The sequence below is a fragment of the Thalassobaculum sp. OXR-137 genome, assembly GCF_034377285.1.
Lineage (GTDB): Bacteria > Pseudomonadota > Alphaproteobacteria > Thalassobaculales > Thalassobaculaceae > Thalassobaculum.
Genome location: NZ_CP139715.1, coordinates 4,611,576 through 4,630,233, shown reverse-complemented (window position 1 = coordinate 4,630,233; position 18,658 = coordinate 4,611,576). Strand labels below are relative to the sequence as shown.

General features: G+C 66.4%; 9 protein-coding genes and 1 pseudogene. 6 read left to right on the top strand and 4 right to left on the bottom strand.

All coding sequences use genetic code 11. The features are described from left to right. The first annotated feature begins 61 nt into the window (after nt 1–61). The 3 genes from T8K17_RS21455 (at nt 62) to T8K17_RS21445 (ending at nt 2,978) form a co-directional block, all read left to right on the top strand. Nucleotides 62–1,204 (top strand): amidohydrolase family protein, encoded by a 1,143-nt coding sequence (locus T8K17_RS21455; protein WP_322331774.1) that lies wholly within the window; start codon nt 62–64, stop codon nt 1,202–1,204. A gap of 92 nt (nt 1,205–1,296) precedes the next feature. After that, nucleotides 1,297–1,980, top strand: coding sequence for a response regulator transcription factor (locus tag T8K17_RS21450; RefSeq protein ID WP_322331773.1), 684 nt, complete (start codon nt 1,297–1,299; stop codon nt 1,978–1,980). Beyond that, nucleotides 1,977–2,978 (top strand): HAMP domain-containing sensor histidine kinase, encoded by a 1,002-nt coding sequence (locus T8K17_RS21445; RefSeq protein ID WP_322331772.1) that lies wholly within the window; start codon nt 1,977–1,979, stop codon nt 2,976–2,978. Before T8K17_RS21450 ends, T8K17_RS21445 begins: the two co-directional genes overlap by 4 nt. Nucleotides 2,979–3,246: 268 nt before the next feature. On the opposite strand, the pseudogene T8K17_RS26320 reads toward T8K17_RS21445, so the two are convergent. From T8K17_RS26320 to T8K17_RS21435, 3 genes and pseudogenes are all read right to left on the bottom strand, one after another. Further along, a pseudogene (locus tag T8K17_RS26320) lies at nt 3,247–3,798 on the bottom strand (O-antigen ligase family protein); the annotation flags it as partial. 447 nt (nt 3,799–4,245) lie between these two features. Continuing rightward, complete coding sequence (locus T8K17_RS21440; RefSeq protein WP_416153143.1) at nt 4,246–5,766, bottom strand: glycosyltransferase; 1,521 nt, start codon at nt 5,764–5,766, stop codon at nt 4,246–4,248. 282 nt (nt 5,767–6,048) lie between these two features. Continuing rightward, the gene (locus tag T8K17_RS21435; RefSeq protein WP_322331770.1) at nt 6,049–7,128 is read right to left on the bottom strand and encodes a helix-turn-helix domain-containing protein; all 1,080 of its coding nucleotides are present in this window, start codon (nt 7,126–7,128) and stop codon (nt 6,049–6,051) included. Nucleotides 7,129–7,511: 383 nt separating this feature from the next. On the opposite strand from T8K17_RS21435, the gene T8K17_RS21430 reads away from it, so the two are divergent. From T8K17_RS21430 to T8K17_RS21420, 3 genes are all read left to right on the top strand, one after another. After that, nucleotides 7,512–15,071: a DUF4347 domain-containing protein gene (locus tag T8K17_RS21430; protein ID WP_322331769.1), complete on the top strand. Its 7,560-nt coding sequence runs from the start codon at nt 7,512–7,514 to the stop codon at nt 15,069–15,071. Between the two features lie 214 nt (nt 15,072–15,285). Further along, entirely contained in the window at nt 15,286–16,269 is a 984-nt protein-coding gene (locus T8K17_RS21425) for a calcium/sodium antiporter (protein WP_322331768.1), read from the top strand. A 139-nt stretch (nt 16,270–16,408) separates the two neighbouring features. After that, nucleotides 16,409–17,731 carry an FAD-binding oxidoreductase gene (locus tag T8K17_RS21420; RefSeq protein ID WP_322331767.1) on the top strand — a complete coding sequence of 441 codons (1,323 nt, stop codon included), beginning with the start codon at nt 16,409–16,411 and terminating at the stop codon, nt 17,729–17,731. A 25-nt stretch (nt 17,732–17,756) separates the two neighbouring features. Here T8K17_RS21420 and T8K17_RS21415 read toward each other — a convergent pair whose 3' ends face one another. Then, nucleotides 17,757–18,407 (bottom strand): polysaccharide deacetylase family protein, encoded by a 651-nt coding sequence (locus T8K17_RS21415; RefSeq protein WP_322331766.1) that lies wholly within the window; start codon nt 18,405–18,407, stop codon nt 17,757–17,759. Between the last annotated feature and the right edge of the window lie 251 nt (nt 18,408–18,658).

The following is an 18,658-nucleotide window of genomic DNA, read 5'->3' as shown; positions in this document are numbered from 1 at the left end:
TCTTTGCACAGCGACAGCTGCCCCCAGACCGCACAGCAGAAACACCGGAGCGGATACTGATATGAAGCCGATCTTGAAGTCCCTAGAGCACGTGTTGATGGGGCGCCGCGACTTTCTGGGGGGCACGGCGGCCCTTGGTGTCGGTGCCGGATTGTCCGCACCCGCCATCGTCTCCCGCGCCGGCGCGGCGGAGCCGTCGGTCATCGCCCTACGAGACCGGGACCTGCCCTTTATCGCCACGGAAGAGACCTACACCACCGATGAGCTGATCGCGCTGAACGCGATCAACGACGATCACGTAGAGTACCTCAAGGAAACGGGTCTCGCCGAAATCGGCCCTGGCCGCGTCGGCGCGATGGACGGTGCGGGGATCAATGTTCAGATCCTCTCCGCACATACGCCGGGCGTGCAGAACCTCCCGGGCCAGGAAGGCGTCGATTTCGCCTATCGTCTCAACAAGATGATTGCCGATGGCCCGATGGCCGCCTATCCGGGCCGCTTCCAGGCCTATGCGACGTTGCCGCTGCAGGACCCGGAGGCATCGGCTGACGAACTGGAGCGCGCGGTTCGCGAAGATGGCTTTGTGGGAGCGATGACCAATGGATTCATTGGCAAGAAGTTCCTGGACCATCCCGATTTTGAGCCGGTTCTGGCGCGTGCCGAGGCCCTGGGGGTGCCGATCTACCTGCATCCGGGCTTCCCGCCCGATGAAGTCTTCGAGATCTACTACCGCATTACGCGGCCGGAATATAACAAAGAGTATCAGGACTACATCTTCAGTGGTTCTGGATATGGCTGGCACCAGGAAGTTATCACTCAATGCCTTCGCCTGATCATGACTGGGGCGTTCGACCGGTTCCCCAAACTGCAGATGATTATCGGGCACATGGGCGAGGGACTGCCGTTCTTCTACGAGCGTATCGTGGGGGATATGGGCGACGTGACCGAAGACGCGCTGAATAAGCCGCTCGGTCAATACTTCAATGACAATTTCTGGTACACGACCAGCGCCTTCTTCCAAGATGAACTTCTGCATCTTCTGCTGAGATACATCAGCGTGGATCGCGTCATGTTTGGTACGGATTACCCGTTTGCCGACATGAAGCAAGGAACCGACTGGTTTCGGGCCGTGGATCTGCCCCGGGAGGCCAAGGAAAAGATTGCGTTCCGAAATGCCGAGACGCTGTTCGGCATAAAGGTCTGACGCCTCTGCTCCGACAGGCGCCCGCGCTCGGCGCGGGGCCGTGCCCGCCGAGGTCCCTTCGCCGAGCCGTGCTGTCTGATCTGAGGCTGACCATGAGATCCCTGCTCATCGAAGATGACACGAAATCTGGCGCCTATATTGCCTCAAGCCTGCGCGAGATTGGGCACGTCGTCGACCATCTGGAAAACGGTCGCGACGGCCTTCTCCAGGCAACCCTGGGCGAATACGACGTTCTGATCGTCGACCGGATGCTGCCCGGCCTGGACGGTCTGGCACTGGTCCGCACTCTGCGCGGCGCCAGGATCCTCACGCCGATACTCTTTCTGACGGCAATGGATGGCGTCAACGACAGGGTCGAAGGCCTGAATGCCGGAGCGGATGACTATCTCGTCAAACCGTTCTCGTTCGCCGAACTCTCCGCCCGTATCAACGCTCTGGCCCGACGGCCGTGCCTGCGTGAAGAGGTCAGCGTTCTGACGGTCGGGGATCTTCAAATGGACCTCATTCGCCGGATCGTCACCCGGGCGGGCCAGCCGATCGATCTTCAACGTCGCGAGTTTGTTCTGCTGGAGCACCTCATGCGCACCGCCGGACGGGTGCAGACCAGGACGATGTTGCTGGAGGCCGTCTGGGACATTCAATTCGATCCGCAGACCAATGTGGTCGAGAGTCATGTCAGCCGCCTGCGCAGCAAGATCGACAAGCCATACGAGACGGACATGCTCCGAACGGTGCGCGGCGCAGGCTATGTTTTGCAGCCGGGAGGGCACGGATGACCGAGAACCCTGGCCCAGTCCGGCGCCGGTCAATGATGTGGTCCGGCCTGGAGAACATCGCCGCACCCGTCAGGCGTCTGTTCGCGACCACATCCATCTTCCGCCTCGCCGTGCTTGCGACGTCGTCGGCTCCATCGACCGCATCCCCTATCCGGCTCCCGTCCCGAACGGAAAGGCGGATCGTTGCGATCGGCAGGGCGCTGGACGCGGTGGCGGCGGGAGATCTGCACCGTAGACTGCCGGTTGGATCCGCAAGCGATGACCTCGATCGGGTCGCACAGGCCGTCAACACGATGCTCGACCAACTTGCTGAGACGATGGAAGGTCTGCGTCAGGTATCCGCTGATGTCGCCCACGAACTTCGCACGCCACTGACCCGGCTACGGACCACCCTACAACGTCTGGAAGCACAGACGGACCCGTTGGACCGGCCGATAGCCAAGGATGCGCTGGCTCAGATCGACTCCATCAACCAGGTCTTTCGCTTCATGCTGCAGATTGCCCAGATCGAGGCTGGGTCACCCCGTAGCCGATTTGTTCCGATCGATATGGCAGACCTGTGCCGTACCGTGGAGGAACTCTACGAGCCGATCCTGGAGGACGACGGGCGCCCGTTTACCGTCGATATCTGCGGATGCGGAGCCACTTGGGTCGCCGGCGACCGCGATCTGTTGATACAGATGATCGCGAACCTCCTCGATAACGCACTGCGCCATACGCCGCCCGGAACGGGTGTTGCGATGCGTCTCGCGCGTCAGTCGGCCGGCGAAGTCCTCCTCGAGGTGACCGACCGCGGGCCAGGCGTCCCGGAATCGGAACGGGATAAGGTGTTTCGCCGGTTGTACAGGTTGGAGCGGAGTCGCGGCTCCGAAGGCACCGGCCTTGGATTGTCTCTCGTAGCGGCCGTTGTTTCTCTGCATCGTTCGACGGTCTGCCTGTCCGACAATGACCCTGGATTGAAGGTGTCAATCGTCCTGCCGGCGACCGCTCCCGGTTAAGCCATGGCCCAGGCCCGTCGCCGGTCGGAACGGGCTCCGGGGAGGTGGGCGGCCGATGGTCGGCGGCGAACCGGAAGAGCAAAGCGGTCGCGGCCAGCGCGGCCCACCAGGAATCCGTTGTTATCTCGAAGTTCACCATGGACACCACGAGCGCGCTGGCAAGCGCGGCGTGAGCGAACGGCTGGCTGTGCCCCGGCATCCGGGAAACCCGACGCACGATCAAAAGAACGAAGGTCAGGGCGATACAGACGGAGATCCCACCGCCATACACCCAGAGCTCGATCCATTGATTGTGCGGATAGATGCCCGTTTCGGTCACGTGCGAGAAACCGGCCAACTCCTCCTGGGTAACCGGGATCTGCTTGGCAGTGGAGAAACCCCAACCCACCCAGGGGCGCTCCGCTATTCGGGCACTCATGTAGTCCCAGATCTCCAAACGATGCAGCCAGGATCGCTCAAGAGCGATGTTCGCTGAGACAACGTGTGGGAACGTCCACCGGACAAAGGCCGGTCCCATCCAGGCCACCACCGGCAGTCCGATCCAGAGGGCTTTTGTGACCACATGCGGCCGCCACAGGGTCAATAAGAGCACCACTGTACCGATGCTCAGCTGGAGCTTGGCGCCGGCACTCTGCGAGAGAGACGTCACCACAACGAGGGGAAGCGCAGCGGCGATTGCGCCGGGCCAGCCGAAACGGTTGCGCACTGCGAGCAAGATCGGCCAGGCAAGCACAACCAGATAGGCAATGCCCCGGTTATAGTCGCTTGGAGACCAATCCGCGGCATCACGGGCGAGGATGGCAAGGAGCCGGTGCTCCATCGCCAGATCGACGGCGGCCAGAGCAGAACCAACCGGCAGTCCGATCGCTGCGACCAGAAGTGCGAGACGGCGATGCGGCTCTTCGAAGGTCCGATCGTCGCAACCGAAAGCCAGAAGTCCCAGCGTGCCTGCAGAAATCAACGCCATCTGCATGATGCCGTCCAACGACGCGACGGGATCGATGCTCCACAGCGTACTGGCTGCGGACCAGATCAAGAATGCGGTGCAGAGCCAAGCGAGAGGAGGGTCGACGCGGACTGGAGGGTCGACCGTGCGGGGCTGCACCACGGCCAGCACCCCTGCCAGCCCGAAGATGATCGGCGCATAGGCGGCGCCATTGATGAGGCCCAATGTCGGCAAGAGGCCGCAAGCCAGTGCGACGGCAAAGGCGGAAATATGGCGCCGTCCGGCGATGCCGTTGCGGAAAAGCATCTTGGCCGCGCCGTATCAGTCGGCCATCGACAGACGGGATCGCGCCAGGCCCGAGGTCCAGCCGCGGTATGGCCGGTCCAACAGCGTTAGCAGACGATCGCAAAAGGCGGCGTTCCACCTGGCCAAAACCTCCGGGTCGCCCTCAGCCAGGGTGGCGTCGAGCTGATCCGCACCCAGGATAAGCACCGACCGACCGCTCATCTGGCGGTCGACGAGCCGTCGCAATCCCGAGAGTTCGATCAAGGCGGCATCGCGCGCCAGCGAGGTGTCCTGTCCCTCGTCATATGTCCAGTACGCGATTGCGGCGAGCACCGCCGCCGAGACCCGCTGGGCGTCCACTCCGGGCGCATTTTTCAGCATCTCTGCAGTCACTGCCGAGACCAGACGAGCATCGAGCTCCCCCACGGTGATCCGCGCCTGTCCGCCGGCGACCACTTGTCGATAGACGGCCATAAGGTCGGCAAGCACCTGCTCGCGGGAGAACTGTTTCACATATTTCCGGTGCCCGGCGTCAACCAACCGGGCCACCAGGTCCCGGTCCTGCGAGAGGCGCGTAATCGCAGACGCGAGCTCGGCAGGCCGATTGAACGGCACAACGAGGGCGTCCTCTCCATCGACCACATATTGACGCGGCCCATCGGCCGGCGTCGTGATCAGAGGGCGGCGCATTGACCAGGCCTCGGCGATGACGGTTCCGAACGGTTCGTACCGGCTCGGCAGAAGGCAAATATCGCAGAGCTCCAGCAACGCCCGCCGATCGGTCCGCCAGCCGAGAAAACGAACCTGGTCCGACACGCCCAACCTGGTCGCCAGGCGCCGGTACCTGCGCATTTCCGGGCCATCGCCGGCCAGCAGCAGGACCGTATCGGGAAGACCGCGAACCGCCTCGATCGCGGTGTCGACACCCTTCTTGTGATGCATCCGGGACAGCATCAGCAGGACCGTCGCAGTGGGTGCGATCGCCAGGTCCTCACGCCGTACGGGGGGATCCTCGCGCAAGGTGCCGAAGGTGTGGCAGAGGTAGGTGCGTCCGTGACCATCGCAGATCGTGCGGATGTGCCGGCAGATGTCTGGAGTCACTCCGATAAAGGCGTCGCAGTGCCGGAAATACTTCGCGGAGTAGTATCCTCCCATCCATCCCACGACCGGACACGGCATCTCGTCGGCCTCGATACCGGACCCGGGCACGAAGGATGCCGCGCGCGCCATCCAGGCGTGAACGATGTCCGGGCCCCAGTCCTCCGCCACCGACACGATCCTGGTTCGACCGCCGAGATACCGCGAGACAGGGGAAAACGACATGGTGACGGTCGGCAGACCCAACGCGGTCAGCCGCTGCAAGGTGAGATCATGCGGTCGGCAAATGATCTTTTGCTCAACCCCCTGGTCCGCCAGGGCCTCGATCGCGTCCAAGGCGAATGTCTCCGCTCCGCCAGTGGGGGCTCCCGCGATCACATGCAACACGCGCAGGTCCGCCACGTCCTGGGGGTGGTGACTGGAGATGGTACGAGGCCGTGCGGAAGATCGGTAAGGCATCAAGGCGCTCCCCGCGGACCCAACTGAGACAGGAGTCCGGCCATCCCAAGCGACTGGTGGAGATCGGGGAAAGAAACCAGAGACACAGCATGACCGGACGACCGCACTGTCTGCGGCGAACCTCACGGTCGTCTGACTTCGGGATTACCGATTTGTATAAATCACTGGCGAAGAACCGCCGGCATGAGCTTGGAGGAGAGACCGGGTGCGGCAATTCCCCTCGAGCACTCCGGCATCATCCTGCGTGAGGAGTTCCGCGCCCCTGCCCGACGGCTCTCCCCCCTATCCTGTGAGGTGAGACAGCCAGTCCTCGTAACGGCGGTCGGGACCGGACTGGTCGGACGCGCGCCAAGTCGAGGGCGTATATCCGGCCCGCGCCTCCCGCGGTGAAATGCCGAACCGGCGGCGGAAGGCCCGGGCGAACGCCGTGTCGCTCGCATAGCCGCTCTGCAGCGCGAGATCCAGGATCGGCAAGTCGCCGCCGGAATCCTTAAGCAACTCGGACAGCGCCCGGCGCAGCCGGCGCTCGCGGATATAGCTCTCCACCCCGCCATGGGGCTCGAACAGGTCGAACAGCCGGGTGCGCGATATCTGCATCCGCGCCATGATCCAGTCGACCGACAGGTCCGGCTCCGTGAGATGCGCCTCGATGAACCGCCGCACCGCGCTTCCCTGCGCGCTGGCGACGGCCATGCGCTGGCGCACATCCTGGCCGGGCGAACCGTTGAGGCACGCGGCCAACAGACCTATCGTGGTCGGGGCGAGCTGGAGCGCCTGGGGAAAGGTCAGCATCCGCGCGGTCTTCTCCAGCGAGATCATATGGTCCCGCAGAAGGCCGGCCAGCGGCAGGCGGGTGGGAATGATCCGCATATGCTGATCGTCGGGTGCGTGCAGCAGCCCCTCAAGTACCGCGCGCGGCACCACCAGCGAGAAATTCGTGAAATCGCGCGCGTTGGATGTGGATTCCTGGGCCAGATCGCGGACGAGCAGGTCGCCCGGCACCACCTGTCCGGACCGTCGGCCCACTTCCCATTCGCCGCCGCCGCTCTCGTAATACTGGATCAGGTAGTGGTCCAGACCGCCGCGCACGATCTGGGCGGCGGTGCGGCTCCACCGCTGCTGGACGATTCGGGAGCGGCCGATCAGACAATAGCCGAGCATGGCCGAGCGGATCTCCGCGTAGAACCCGCGATGGTGCAGCGTATGCGCGTCCACCTTGGTCTCGAACAGCATGGCCATGCTGTCCTGCCATAGATCCAGCCGGTCCTTCGCACCATTCCGGTCGATCCGGAACAGGGAGGTCGGAACGAGATCCGTCCCCGGATCGCCGTCCTTCTTCGGGTGTCCCTCTGACGGGGCCATGGCTTGGGTCGCGCCTTGCTTCGCGGAAGGAGATCGGACGGTCGAAGGCACCGCGCCCGGCTGACGGGCCCGCGTCCTCGACGCGTCGATCCCAAGATATCACCTCCGCCGGTGCCAAAGCAAAGGTGGATCTCGCCGCTAAGTTACCGAAAATTATTACAAAATTGTGAAATAGGCTCAGCCTTGGCCCCGGTTTCCCCGCTGAGGTTTTTCTGCCGGCCTGTTCGGTTTTCCGGACGCGCGGTCAGGTGGGGGCGTCCGTCCGGCGATATAGCCATTCCTGGAGTGTGGCATATGGCGGTGACCGGCACACCCGGTACCGAGCGCCACGCTCCCTTGCGCGACATTCCCCCCGTCGGTCGCGCTAACCAGCAGGTGTCGCTATGTCCGTGATCCGTCGCCCGTGGCCCGTCACAAGCCCCTCCATCCGCGCTCAGTCCGCCGCCCGGCATCGGCTGCTGGTCGTAGACAGCGACGTGCCGGCATCGCATGTCCTGGAAGCGGGTGTGGCGCCCGGCACCCGGATCCTGCGCCTGACATCGGCCGGCGACGGGCTGGGCCAGATCGCCCGCCATCTGGCCGGACGGCGCAGCGTCTCGTCCCTCCACATCCTGAGCCATGGCGAGCCCGGCGCGCTGCGACTCGCCGGTGAAAGGATCGACGCGGCCGCCCTGGACGCCGCCGCCGATGCGCTGTCGGAGATCGCCGCCTCCCTGTCGGAGGCCTCCGACGTCGTCGTCTACGGCTGTTCCGTTGCGCAAGGGGAGCAAGGGCGGCGCTTCGTCTCCGCGCTGGAGACCGCGCTGGGCACGCCGGTCGCCGCCGCCGCCGGCCCGGTGGGCACGGTCGAGCTGGGCGGATCCTGGGACCTGTCGCGCCTCGACGGCGCGTGGGTGGCGCCGGTCTTCTCGCCGGCCGCCCGGGCGGCCTTCCCGGCGGTGCTCGTCTCGACCGCGGGGACGGCCGGCGACGATCTGATAACCGGAACGTCTACCGCCGACGTGATTTACGGGTATGGCGGCAATGACAGCCTGAACGGCGGCGAGGGCAACGACCACATTTTCGGTCAGGACGGCAACGACCTCGCGAGCGGTGGCGACGGCAATGACACCCTGGACGGTGGCGATGACAACGATACCCTGGTCGGCGGCGACGGCGCGGACAACTTGGCCGGGCAAGACGGTGACGATGTTCTGTCCGGCGGCCTGGGCGACGACCTCGCCCGGGGCTATGCTGGCGCCGATACGATCTATGGCGGCGAGGGTGCCGATACGCTGCTTGGCGACGGCTATTCCAGCCAGGACGGCGCCGACCGGGTGTTCGGAGGCAACGGCGCCGACATCTTGAGCGGCGGCGGCGGCGCGGACACCCTGAGCGGCGGTGCCGACACAGATTCCCTGTTTGGGGGCAACGGCGACGACCTGCTTGCCGGCGGTGCCGATGCCGACCTGCTGCGCGGCGCTGCCGGCAATGACACCCTGAGCGGCGGCGACGGCAATGACGTCCTGAGCGGCGGTGCCGACCGTGACATGCTCCGTGGCGGTAGTGGCGAAGACACTCTGAACGGCAGTACCGGCGACGACACCCTCAGCGGTGGCGCGGATAGTGACAGCCTGAGCGGCGGTGCCGACAATGACGCCCTGTGGGGCAATGCCGGCGACGACTCCCTGTGGGGTAATGCCGGCAACGACTCCCTGATGGGGCATGCCGGGAGCGACGTGCTTTCCGGTGGCGCCGGCAATGACACGCTTCAGGGCGGCGCTGACGCAGACACGCTCGCCGGCGGCACCGGGAACGATCTGTTCACCGGCAGCTCCCCCGAACTCGACGGCGATACGATCCTGGATCTGGATCTCGATGGGGCCGATACGATCAGGCTCGATGGCTCCATGTTGACCTCGGCCAACGTCAGAGTCACCGGGACGACACTGGAGATCGACACCGACGATACCGATTTCTCAAGCGTCGAGGTCACCATCGAACTCAGCAAGAGCAACCTGGTGATCGATAGCGTCAATGGCTACGACCAGGCGATGTTCTCCTACGTCACGGACATCACCCTGAAATCGGGGTCCGTGGAGGTCACCTCGAACGCGGCCGGCTTCAACACCACCGACGGCACCAACCTGACCCCGTCCTCCGCCCTTGGGGCGACCAATGACAAGCTGACCATCGCCGATGCGGCGCATCTGGACGGATCGACACTTAGCGGCGGCGCCGGCACCGACACGATCGTGGCCGCGGACGGCAGCGACTTCACCAAGGTCGCTGCCCTGAACGGCTTCGAAGCCCTGACACTGACGACCGGCGGCTCCGCCACGATGACGGAGACCCAGTACGAGGGGTTCTCCACCATCGCAGGCGCGGGCAGCGAGACCATCACGCTCGCGGCGTCCGACGGCGACGACAGCGTCACCGGTGCGGCGGCCGTGGAATCCTTCGTTCTGACCGACACCTACAACTTCACCCTGGGCGCGGCCGGACAGAGCGTCACCGGCAGCAGCGGCGACGACACGGTCAGTATCGCCGGCTTTACCGCCACCGGCACCCTTAGCGGCGGGGCCGGGACCGATACGCTGCAACTCGGTGACGGCACCAACATCGCCGGGGCGTCGATCGACGGGGTCGAGACCATGACCCTGACCATGGGCGCGAGGGTCACCATGACCGCGGCCCAGCTCGTCCAGTTCACCGGCACGATCACCGGGACCGGCACCAATACCATCACGCTGACGACCACGGGCGACATCTCTTCGGCGGATCTGAGCGAGATCGAGACGCTGGCGACCAGCAGCGGTTCCACCGCCCAGACGGTGACCCTGACGGCGGCCCAGGCGGCCGGCAAGACGCTGACCGCAGTCGATTTGGGGCTGGACGGCTTCATGGTCACCGGCTCCGACGGCGACCAGAACGTCACGGGAAGCGGCGGCGCCGATACCCTGTCGGGCGGGGCCGGCGCCGACACCCTGTCCGGCAGTCTCGGCACTGACAGTCTTGTCGGCGGCGCCGGCGACGACAGTCTGAAGGGTGGCGCCCTCAACGACATCCTTTCCGGCGGATCGGGTGACGACACCCTGTCCGGCGGGGCCGCCAGCGACAGCATGGACGGCGGTGCCGGCGAAGATCTTCTCGCTGGCGGGGCCGGCGACGACACCTTCTCGGGTAGCGCGGAAGACTTCAACGGCGACACCATCGCCGATTTCGGCAAGTCGGACAGGCTGGTCGTGACCGGCGCGGACCTGTCGTCGCTGAACGGCCAGGTGGCGTCCGACAGCATCGCTATCGGCGACGGAACCCTGACCCTGACGGGGCTGACGAACGCGCTGACCTTCAGCGTGGCCTATGATACCGGCACGAACACCTCGTCCGTCTCGCTGGTCGACAGCCCGGTCTCCGCAACGCTGACGACGGAGAACGACACCCCGACCCTGACGGACGGTGCCGACACGATCGTGGCCGACGGCGCCAACGTGGTGAATCCCTCGGATCGGATCGACGGCGGTGCCGGCAACGACACGCTGCTGATCTCGCAGGATCAGTCCGCGACGTTCTCTGGCACCACCCTGACGAATGTCGAGACGATCCGGATCACCGGCGGCACCGCGACCCTCACCCTGGCCGACGGCACCGTCGCGTCCGGCCAGACCCTGACGGTCGACGCCTCCGGCTCTACCGCCGTCTTTATCGACGGCAAAGCCGAGGCGGACGGCACCTTCTGGATGAAAGGCGGGTCCGGAAACGACACGTTCAGCGGCGGTGATGGAGCCGACACCCTGTCGGGCGGCGCCGGTGACGACGCCATCGCAGGCGGCGCCGGTGACGACATCGCGGTCGGCGGCGACGGCAACGACACGCTGTCCGCTGCAGCGGGTTCCGACACGCTGTCGGGCGGCGCAGGCAACGACGAGGCCTACGGCGGCGACGGGGCCGATACCGTTCTCGGCGGCGCCGGTGCCGATACGGTCGCGGGAGGCGACGGCGACGACTACGTGGCCGGCGGCGACGGCGATGACAGAGTCTTCGGCAATGCCGGCAACGACACCCTTGTGGGCGGGGCGGGCAACGACGTCTTCGGCGGCGATGCCGGCAACGACCTGATCTCAGGCGGTGCGGGCAACGACCAGATGTACGGGGGTGCCGGCAACGACACGTTCTCGGGCGGCGACGGCATCGATCAGCTCTTTGCCGAAGACGGCGACGACCTCCTCATCGGTGGGGCCGGCAGCGTCGATATCCTGTCCGGCGGCGAAGGCGCCGACACCTTCGCCGGCACCCTCGACGAGCTTAACGGCGATCAGATCAAGGACTTCACCACCAACGACGTGCTCCTGGTGACCGGCACGGACCTGTCGTCCCTCGACGGCACCGCGGCGTCGGAGACCGTGCAGGTCGGCACCGGGAAGACCGCGACCCTGACTGGGCTCTCCGCCGCCAGCGGCACGTTCAAGGCGGTTTACGACAGCGGCAGCGGCAACACGACCATCACCCTGCTGCCGCCGCCGGTGTCCTTCACCCTGACCACCGGCTTCGACACCCCGAGCCTGACAGCCGGGGACGACACGATCCTCGCGGACGCCTCCGGTGTGCTGAACTCCCTGGACCGGATCTACGGCGGAGACGGCAACGACGTGCTGATCCTCTCCGTGGGACAGACCTTGGGGTTCCAAGGCACCCTGAGCAATGTCGAGACGGTCAAGGTCACCGGCGGGAACCAGACCATCACCACCGACGACGGCACGGTCGCCACCGGCAAGACCCTGACGGTGGACGCCTCGGACAGCTCGGACTGGATCAGTTGGAACGGCAGCGCGGAGACCGACGGTACCTTCGCCATCACCGGCGGCGACGGGGCGGACGTGGTGACCGCCGGCGCCGGGGCTGACACCCTGTCGGGCGGTGACGGCGCCGACACGCTGTACGGCGGCGGCGGAGTCGATTCCATCGTCGGCGGTACCGGAGCCGACTCTTTGTACGGCGGCGACGGGGATGACATCCTGCTCGGTGGCGACGGCGGAGACCTCCTGTCCGGCGGCGCCGGGGCCGATACCCTGTCCGGTGGCGCCGGCGCCGACACGCTGGTCGGCGGCGACGGCAATGACAGGCTGTTCGGCGACGCCGGGGCCGACACGCTTTACGGCAGCGCCGGCGCCGACACCCTGGCCGGCGGTGACGGCGACGATTCCTTCGTCGGCGGTGCCGGGAACGATGTGTTCACCGGCTCGGCGAGCGACTTGAACGGCGACACGATCGGGGACTTTTCCACGGGCGACCGCATCGTCGTCACCGGCTTGGACCTGTCGTCTCTCGACGGAGAGGATGCGGCGTCGACCATCGCGATGGATGAGGGGACGCTGACGCTTGCCGGCATCTCCGCCGCCAGCGGCACGTTCAGCGCGGTCTACGACAGCGGTACCGGCAACACGACCATCACCCTGGTGCCACCGCCGGTGACCTTCACCCTGACGATCAGCACCGACAATCCGACCCTGGGGGCCGGCAACGACACGATCACCGCCGATGCGTCCAATGTGCTGAACGCCGGCGACACGATCAACGGCGGCGACGGAACCGACGTGCTGACCCTTGCGGTGGCGCAGACGGTGACGTTCAATGCCACCAGCCTGACCAATGTCGAGACGGTCAAGATCACCGGCGGTGCTCAGGACATCACCACCCACGACGCCACGGTCGCCAGTGGCAAGACCCTGACGGTGGATGCGTCCGGCAGCACGGATGCGGTCAAGTGGTTCGGCTCGGCCGAACAGGACGGGTCCTTCTCGATCACCGGCGGCCAGGCCGGCGACACCCTGACCGGCGGCGGACTCGGCAGCACGATCTCCGGCGGTGCGGGCGATGATTACGCTGCGGGAAGCAACGGCAACGACGCGCTGTATGGCGGTGTCGGTAACGATTCCTTGTATGGGGCCATCGGGAACGACACCCTGTCCGGCGGCGACGGCAACGATCTCATGACGGCCCAGGCCGGCGATGACCTTCTGTTCGGCGGCGACGGCGCCGACACCCTATCCGGCAGTGCCGGTGCCGACACCCTGTCCGGCGGTGCGGGCGACGACTTCCTCGTCGGTGACTTTGACGATGATGCGGTCCATGGCGGCGCCGGCAACGACAGTCTTTACGGGGAGACCGGCAACGACAAGCTCTACGGCGGTGCCGACGCAGATGTTCTGAGCGGCGGGGCCGGGAGCGACACCCTGTCCGGCGGCGACGGCGCGGATCAGTTGATCGGGGAAGCGGGAGCCGACCTGCTCTACGGCGGCGCCGGCGCCGATACCTTCCGGGGAACCGCCGGCGACATGGATGGCGACACGATCGCCGACTTCTCGGTGGGCGACAGCATCAGGGTCATCGGAACCGATCTGTCGGCTCTGAACGGAACGACCGCGTCCGGCACTATCGCGACCGGAAGCGGCGATATCGCGCTGAGCGGCATCACCGGTGCCAGCGGCACGTTTGGGGCGGTCTACGCCGCTGGCACGACCACGATCACCCTGGTCGCCCCGCCCTCCGACGGCGGCTCCGGGGGCGGCAGCTCCGGGGGGAGCGGTGGTGGCGGGTCGTCGGGAGGCGGCGGTACCCCCAATGTCGTCGTCACTCCGACGACCCCCACCACTGGCACCGGCGGGTCCGGGACGACCACCGCGGAGACCATCACCAACAATGGAAGCACGCCAGGCTCGGCGCCGATCGTGCAGAACACGAACAACAACGGCAATGTGGTCACCGCCACCCTGCCGGCCGGGACCAGCCTCACCTCCGAAGGTCCGTCGACCGCCCAGTCCGGCGCCAACGCCGTGGACACCTTGGTCCAGGCGGTGGAGGGCCGCGGGTCGCCCTCGACCCCGCAATTGACGACCGGTGCCCGGGCTTTCCTCAACAACCTGAGCACCAACACGTCCCTGGACGTGCGCACGATCGTCCCGACCACGACTTCCGGCTCGACCTCGGAGCCGATCGTCATCGCCGGCAGCGAGCCGACCGACGGGTCGCCGCAGTCCGAGGCTTTCGTCATCGACATGCGCTCGATGCCGACGGGCTCCACCCTGCAGCTTGACAATATCGAGTTCGCCTCGGTCCTGGGCTCGACGACGGTCACCGGCGGCGCCGGGGACAACTATGTCACCGGCGACGAGAGCAGCCAGTTCATCTCGCTCGGCGTCGGCGACGACACCCTGTTCGGGGGGGCAGGGGCCGACACCATCGGGTCCGGCAGCGGCAAGGACGTCCTCTACGGCAACCAGGACAACGACCGGGTGTTCGGCGGCACCGAGGAGGACACGGTCTATGGCGGTCAGGACCAGGATGTCGTCTACGGCAACCAGGCGGCCGACGTGGTCTACGGCAACGCGGGCTACGACACGCTCTTTGGCGGTCAGGACTCAGATACCCTGTATGGCGGCCAGCACCAGGACCTGCTGTACGGCAACGTTGGTAACGACGTGCTCAACGGCAACAAGGGTCAGGACGCCCTGTATGGCGGGGCCGGCAACGACGCCCTGTCGGGCGGCGACGGCGCCGACACGCTGGTCGGCGGTGCAGGGGACGACACCCTGTCTGGCGGCCGCTCCAGCGAGGACGGGACCAACGACGGATCGTTCGACGTGCTGGACGGCGGCGCCGGCGACGACGCGTTCTACGGCGGCGAGGGCATCGACTGGATCTATACCGGTGCCGGGGCCGACCGGATCTATATCGAGGATCTCAACGGCTTCGACGTGGTCGCCGATTTCGACGTCTCGGAAGGCGACCGGCTGATGATCCAGGCCAATGTCAACGGCCAGGCCATCACCAGTTCGGCCGACGTCATCGCCCGGGCCAGCGACAATGCGGACGGCGATGTCGAGATCGACCTGGGCGGCCACTACGTCCGTCTGATCGGCGTCCACACCTCCGACCTGACGGAGACCCATTTCGGCTTCTTCTGAGGCGAGCGTCGCAAGTTGAAGGCCGCCCCTCGTCGTGTGTGACGGAGCGGCCGACATCGCGACGATCTTCCGGTTGGATTCTTTCGACGGAAATTGGGTTGCCATGGGGGTCAGGGCATTCACCCCGGGCCGTCGGCTCCCCATATGCGCCACCAGACGGTCGGCCTGCCGGTCACGCGATCGGATCCGGACCGGCCAAAGGGGTGCAATCATCTTGTTCGATATCTGGTTGCCGCTGCTCGGCGGTCTGGTGCTTCTCGTCGGCGGCGGCGAGTTGCTGGTGCGCGGGGCGGTTCAGGTCGCGACCCGGCTGGGTGTGTCGCCACTCGTCATCGGCCTGACGCTCGTCTGCTTCGGCACCTCGACGCCGGAACTGGTCACCTCGCTCCAGGCTGGTCTCGCCGGTGCGCCGGGCATCGCCTACGGCAACATCGTCGGCTCCAACATCTCCAACATCCTGCTGATCGTCGGCGTCTCGGCCCTGGTCTATCCGATCGCCGTCCAATCCGGCGCCCTGAAGCGGGACGGCGGGGTGATGGTAGCCGTGGCTGCGGTCTTCGCCGGGCTGTCCGCTCTGCTTCCCTTCGGACCGTGGATCGGCGCCATCCTCCTGGCCTCCCTGGCGGGCTACATCTACCTCGCGTTCCGTCAGGAACGGGTCGCCACACCGGACGGCCACGGCGCGGTCTATGACAAGAGCGCCGCGCTGCAGGACGCGGATCCCGGGGCGGTGCCCGGCGCCCAGCCGGCGGTCTCGCTTCTGGGATCCCTGGCGATCGCCGGGTTGGGCCTGGGCCTGGTGGTGCTGGGCGGTCATTTCCTGGTCGGGGGCGCGGTCTCGCTGGCCCGCGGTTTCGGGATCTCGGAGACGGTCATCGGTCTGACCATCGTGGCGATCGGCACGTCGATGCCGGAGCTTGTCACCTCCGTGATGGCGGGTATCCGGCGGCAGAGCGACGTGGCCTTCGGCAATATCGTCGGCTCCAACATCTACAACATCCTCGGTATCGGCGGTATGACCGCCCTGGTCGCGCCGGGCTCGGTGCCGGCCGAGATCGTCGGCTTCGACAATCTGGTCATGGTCGGCGTATCGGTCGTGATGATGGTGTTCGCCTATACCGGCCTGCGGATCGGCCGTCGGGAGGGCGCGTTGCTGCTCGCCGGATACGGCGGCTATCTCTACGTCATCTGGCCGTAAGGGACCGGCGCGGGGACGGGGACGGGCTGCGGGTTTCCGGATTTGTGCAGTGCGAAAACCAGGTGAGATTTCCGCGCGCTGCCGCTAGCCTGGAGGGCGCCAGATCGCTTCCTGCCGCCTGCCGTCCACGGAGTCCCCAATGCCCGCGCCGCTCGTCCGGATCGAGACGTCCGATACCCTGCCGTCCGAGGCCGATGTCGTCGTCATCGGCGGCGGCATCATCGGCACCTGCACCGCCTATTACCTCGCCCGCCGCGGCGTGGCGGTGGTGCTGCTGGAGAAGGGGCTGATCGGCGCCGAGCAGTCGAGCCGGAACTGGGGCTGGTGCCGACAGCAGAACCGCGACGCCCGCGAGCTGCCGCTCGCCACCCGCAGCCTGGCGCTGTGGGACGCGCTGCCGGAGGAGCTGGGCGAGGATGTGGGGTTCCGGCGCTGTGGGCTGACCTATCTGACCGACGACGAGAAGCAGCTCGCCACCTGGAGTGCGTGGTGCGATTTCGCCCGGGGCGAGGGTGTCGTCACCAGCGTGATGTCGGCGTCCGAGCTTGAGGAGCGCACGCGCCTGACCGGCAAGTCATGGCTCGGCGGCGTCTGGTCGCCCTCCGACGGCACCGCCGATCCGGCGCGGGCCGCTCCGCTGATCGCCAAGGGGGTGGAGAAGTTCGGCGGCACCGTCGTCCAGAACTGTGCCGCCCGCGGATTGGAAACCCATGCCGGCCGGGTCGGCGCCGTCATCACCGAAAAGGGCATCATCCGCACCTCCCGGGTCGTCATGGCGGGCGGCGCCTGGGCCTCGTCCTTCTGCCGGCAGCACGGCGTCCGCTTTCCCCAGGCGACCGTGCGGGCGACCGTGGTCTCCGTCGACGGCGCGCGGGACGTCCCGGATGCGCTGTTCACGCCGGATAATGCGATCACCAAACGGGCCAACGGCCGGGTCACCCTGGCCGTCGGTGGCCGGGGCGAGCTCGACCCGACCCTGCAGACCCTGCGCTTCGCCGCCCCGTTCCTGCCGATGTGGCTGGAGCGCCGCAAGTCGGTCTATCCCGGCAGCTTGCAGGGCATGTGCTGGGGGCACGAGACCATGGTGCGCTGGGTGATGGACCAGCCCACGCCGATGGAGAAGGCGCGCATCCTCGACCCGACGCCGTCGCGCCGGGCGGTCAACGAGACGCTGGCACGGGCGCAGAAGGTGCTGCCGGGTCTCCGCGACGCGACCGTGTCGCAGAGCTGGTCGGGCTATATCGACAGCACGCCGGACGGCGTCCCCGCGATCGGGGAGATCGAGGGGCTTCCCGGCTGCTTCCTGGCGGCCGGGTTCAGCGGCCACGGCTTCGGCATCGGACCCGGCACCGGTTACATGATCGCCGACATGGTCACCGGCACGCCGAGCTACGTGGACACCAACCAGTACCGGCTGTCCCGCTTCGACAAGTCGGCATGGGGCAAGGTCGCGGAGTTCTGATCCGGCCCGCCCGGGCTTGGCACGATCAGGCCGCGTCGGACATATACGGCTCGACCGGTGCCGCGATCCGCCCGTCGCGGATCGGCACGCAGGCATCGGGGAAATCCTGGCGGAACCGGGCGCCGAGTGCGGCGGCCTTGTCCAGGAACTCCTCCAGCCGGTCCATGGCCCCGGTGGGCAGGTCGTGCAGCACGATCAGGGTCCAGGGCTGCGCCTTGCACTGGGCCAGTGCCGTCTCCACCCAGCCGTCCGGGTCGGCCCAGTCCCGCGGGATGGCGTTCCACAGCACGCAGGAATAGCCCTCGCCGGTGAGGTGGTCGACGACCGCGCGCCGCAGCAGCCGCCCGTCGAGATTGCCGCCGCCGCCGAACGGCCGGAACAGCCGGGTTTTTGCTCCGGCCTCGCGTAGAACGCGGTCGGTCCGGGCGATCTCAGTCTCGACCAGATCCGGCGCCGGGTTCTCGCCGAGCGGGATGGAGTGGGTATAGGTGTGGTTGCCGATCCGGTGTCCGTCCGCCAGGGCGGCACGGACCAGGGCGGGTCCGTCCGGATGCTCCAGCTTCTTGCCGACCACGAAGAAGGTGGCCTTCAGCCCCCGCGCCCGCAGGATGTCGAGCACCCGGGGCGTGACCTCCGGGTCAGGGCCGTTGTCGAAGGTAAGGGTGAGGTCGAACATGGCACTGGTTTCTATCGGAATGACGCCTTGTTAGTCATTTCATATAACGCTTTTGATCTGCGTTTCCCAAACTATGTTGGGAGTGGGTTGAAATATACCTCAACGTATGGGAGGTATTCCTTGGCGCTTGCGGGTAGACTGAAATGCTGCGCTTCGCAGCAGAGGACAACAACGGTAGGCCCGCTGCTTGTCAGGACCATTAAAATCGTTGGTAATCTTATATATACCATGCGTACCACATCGCGAAAGAG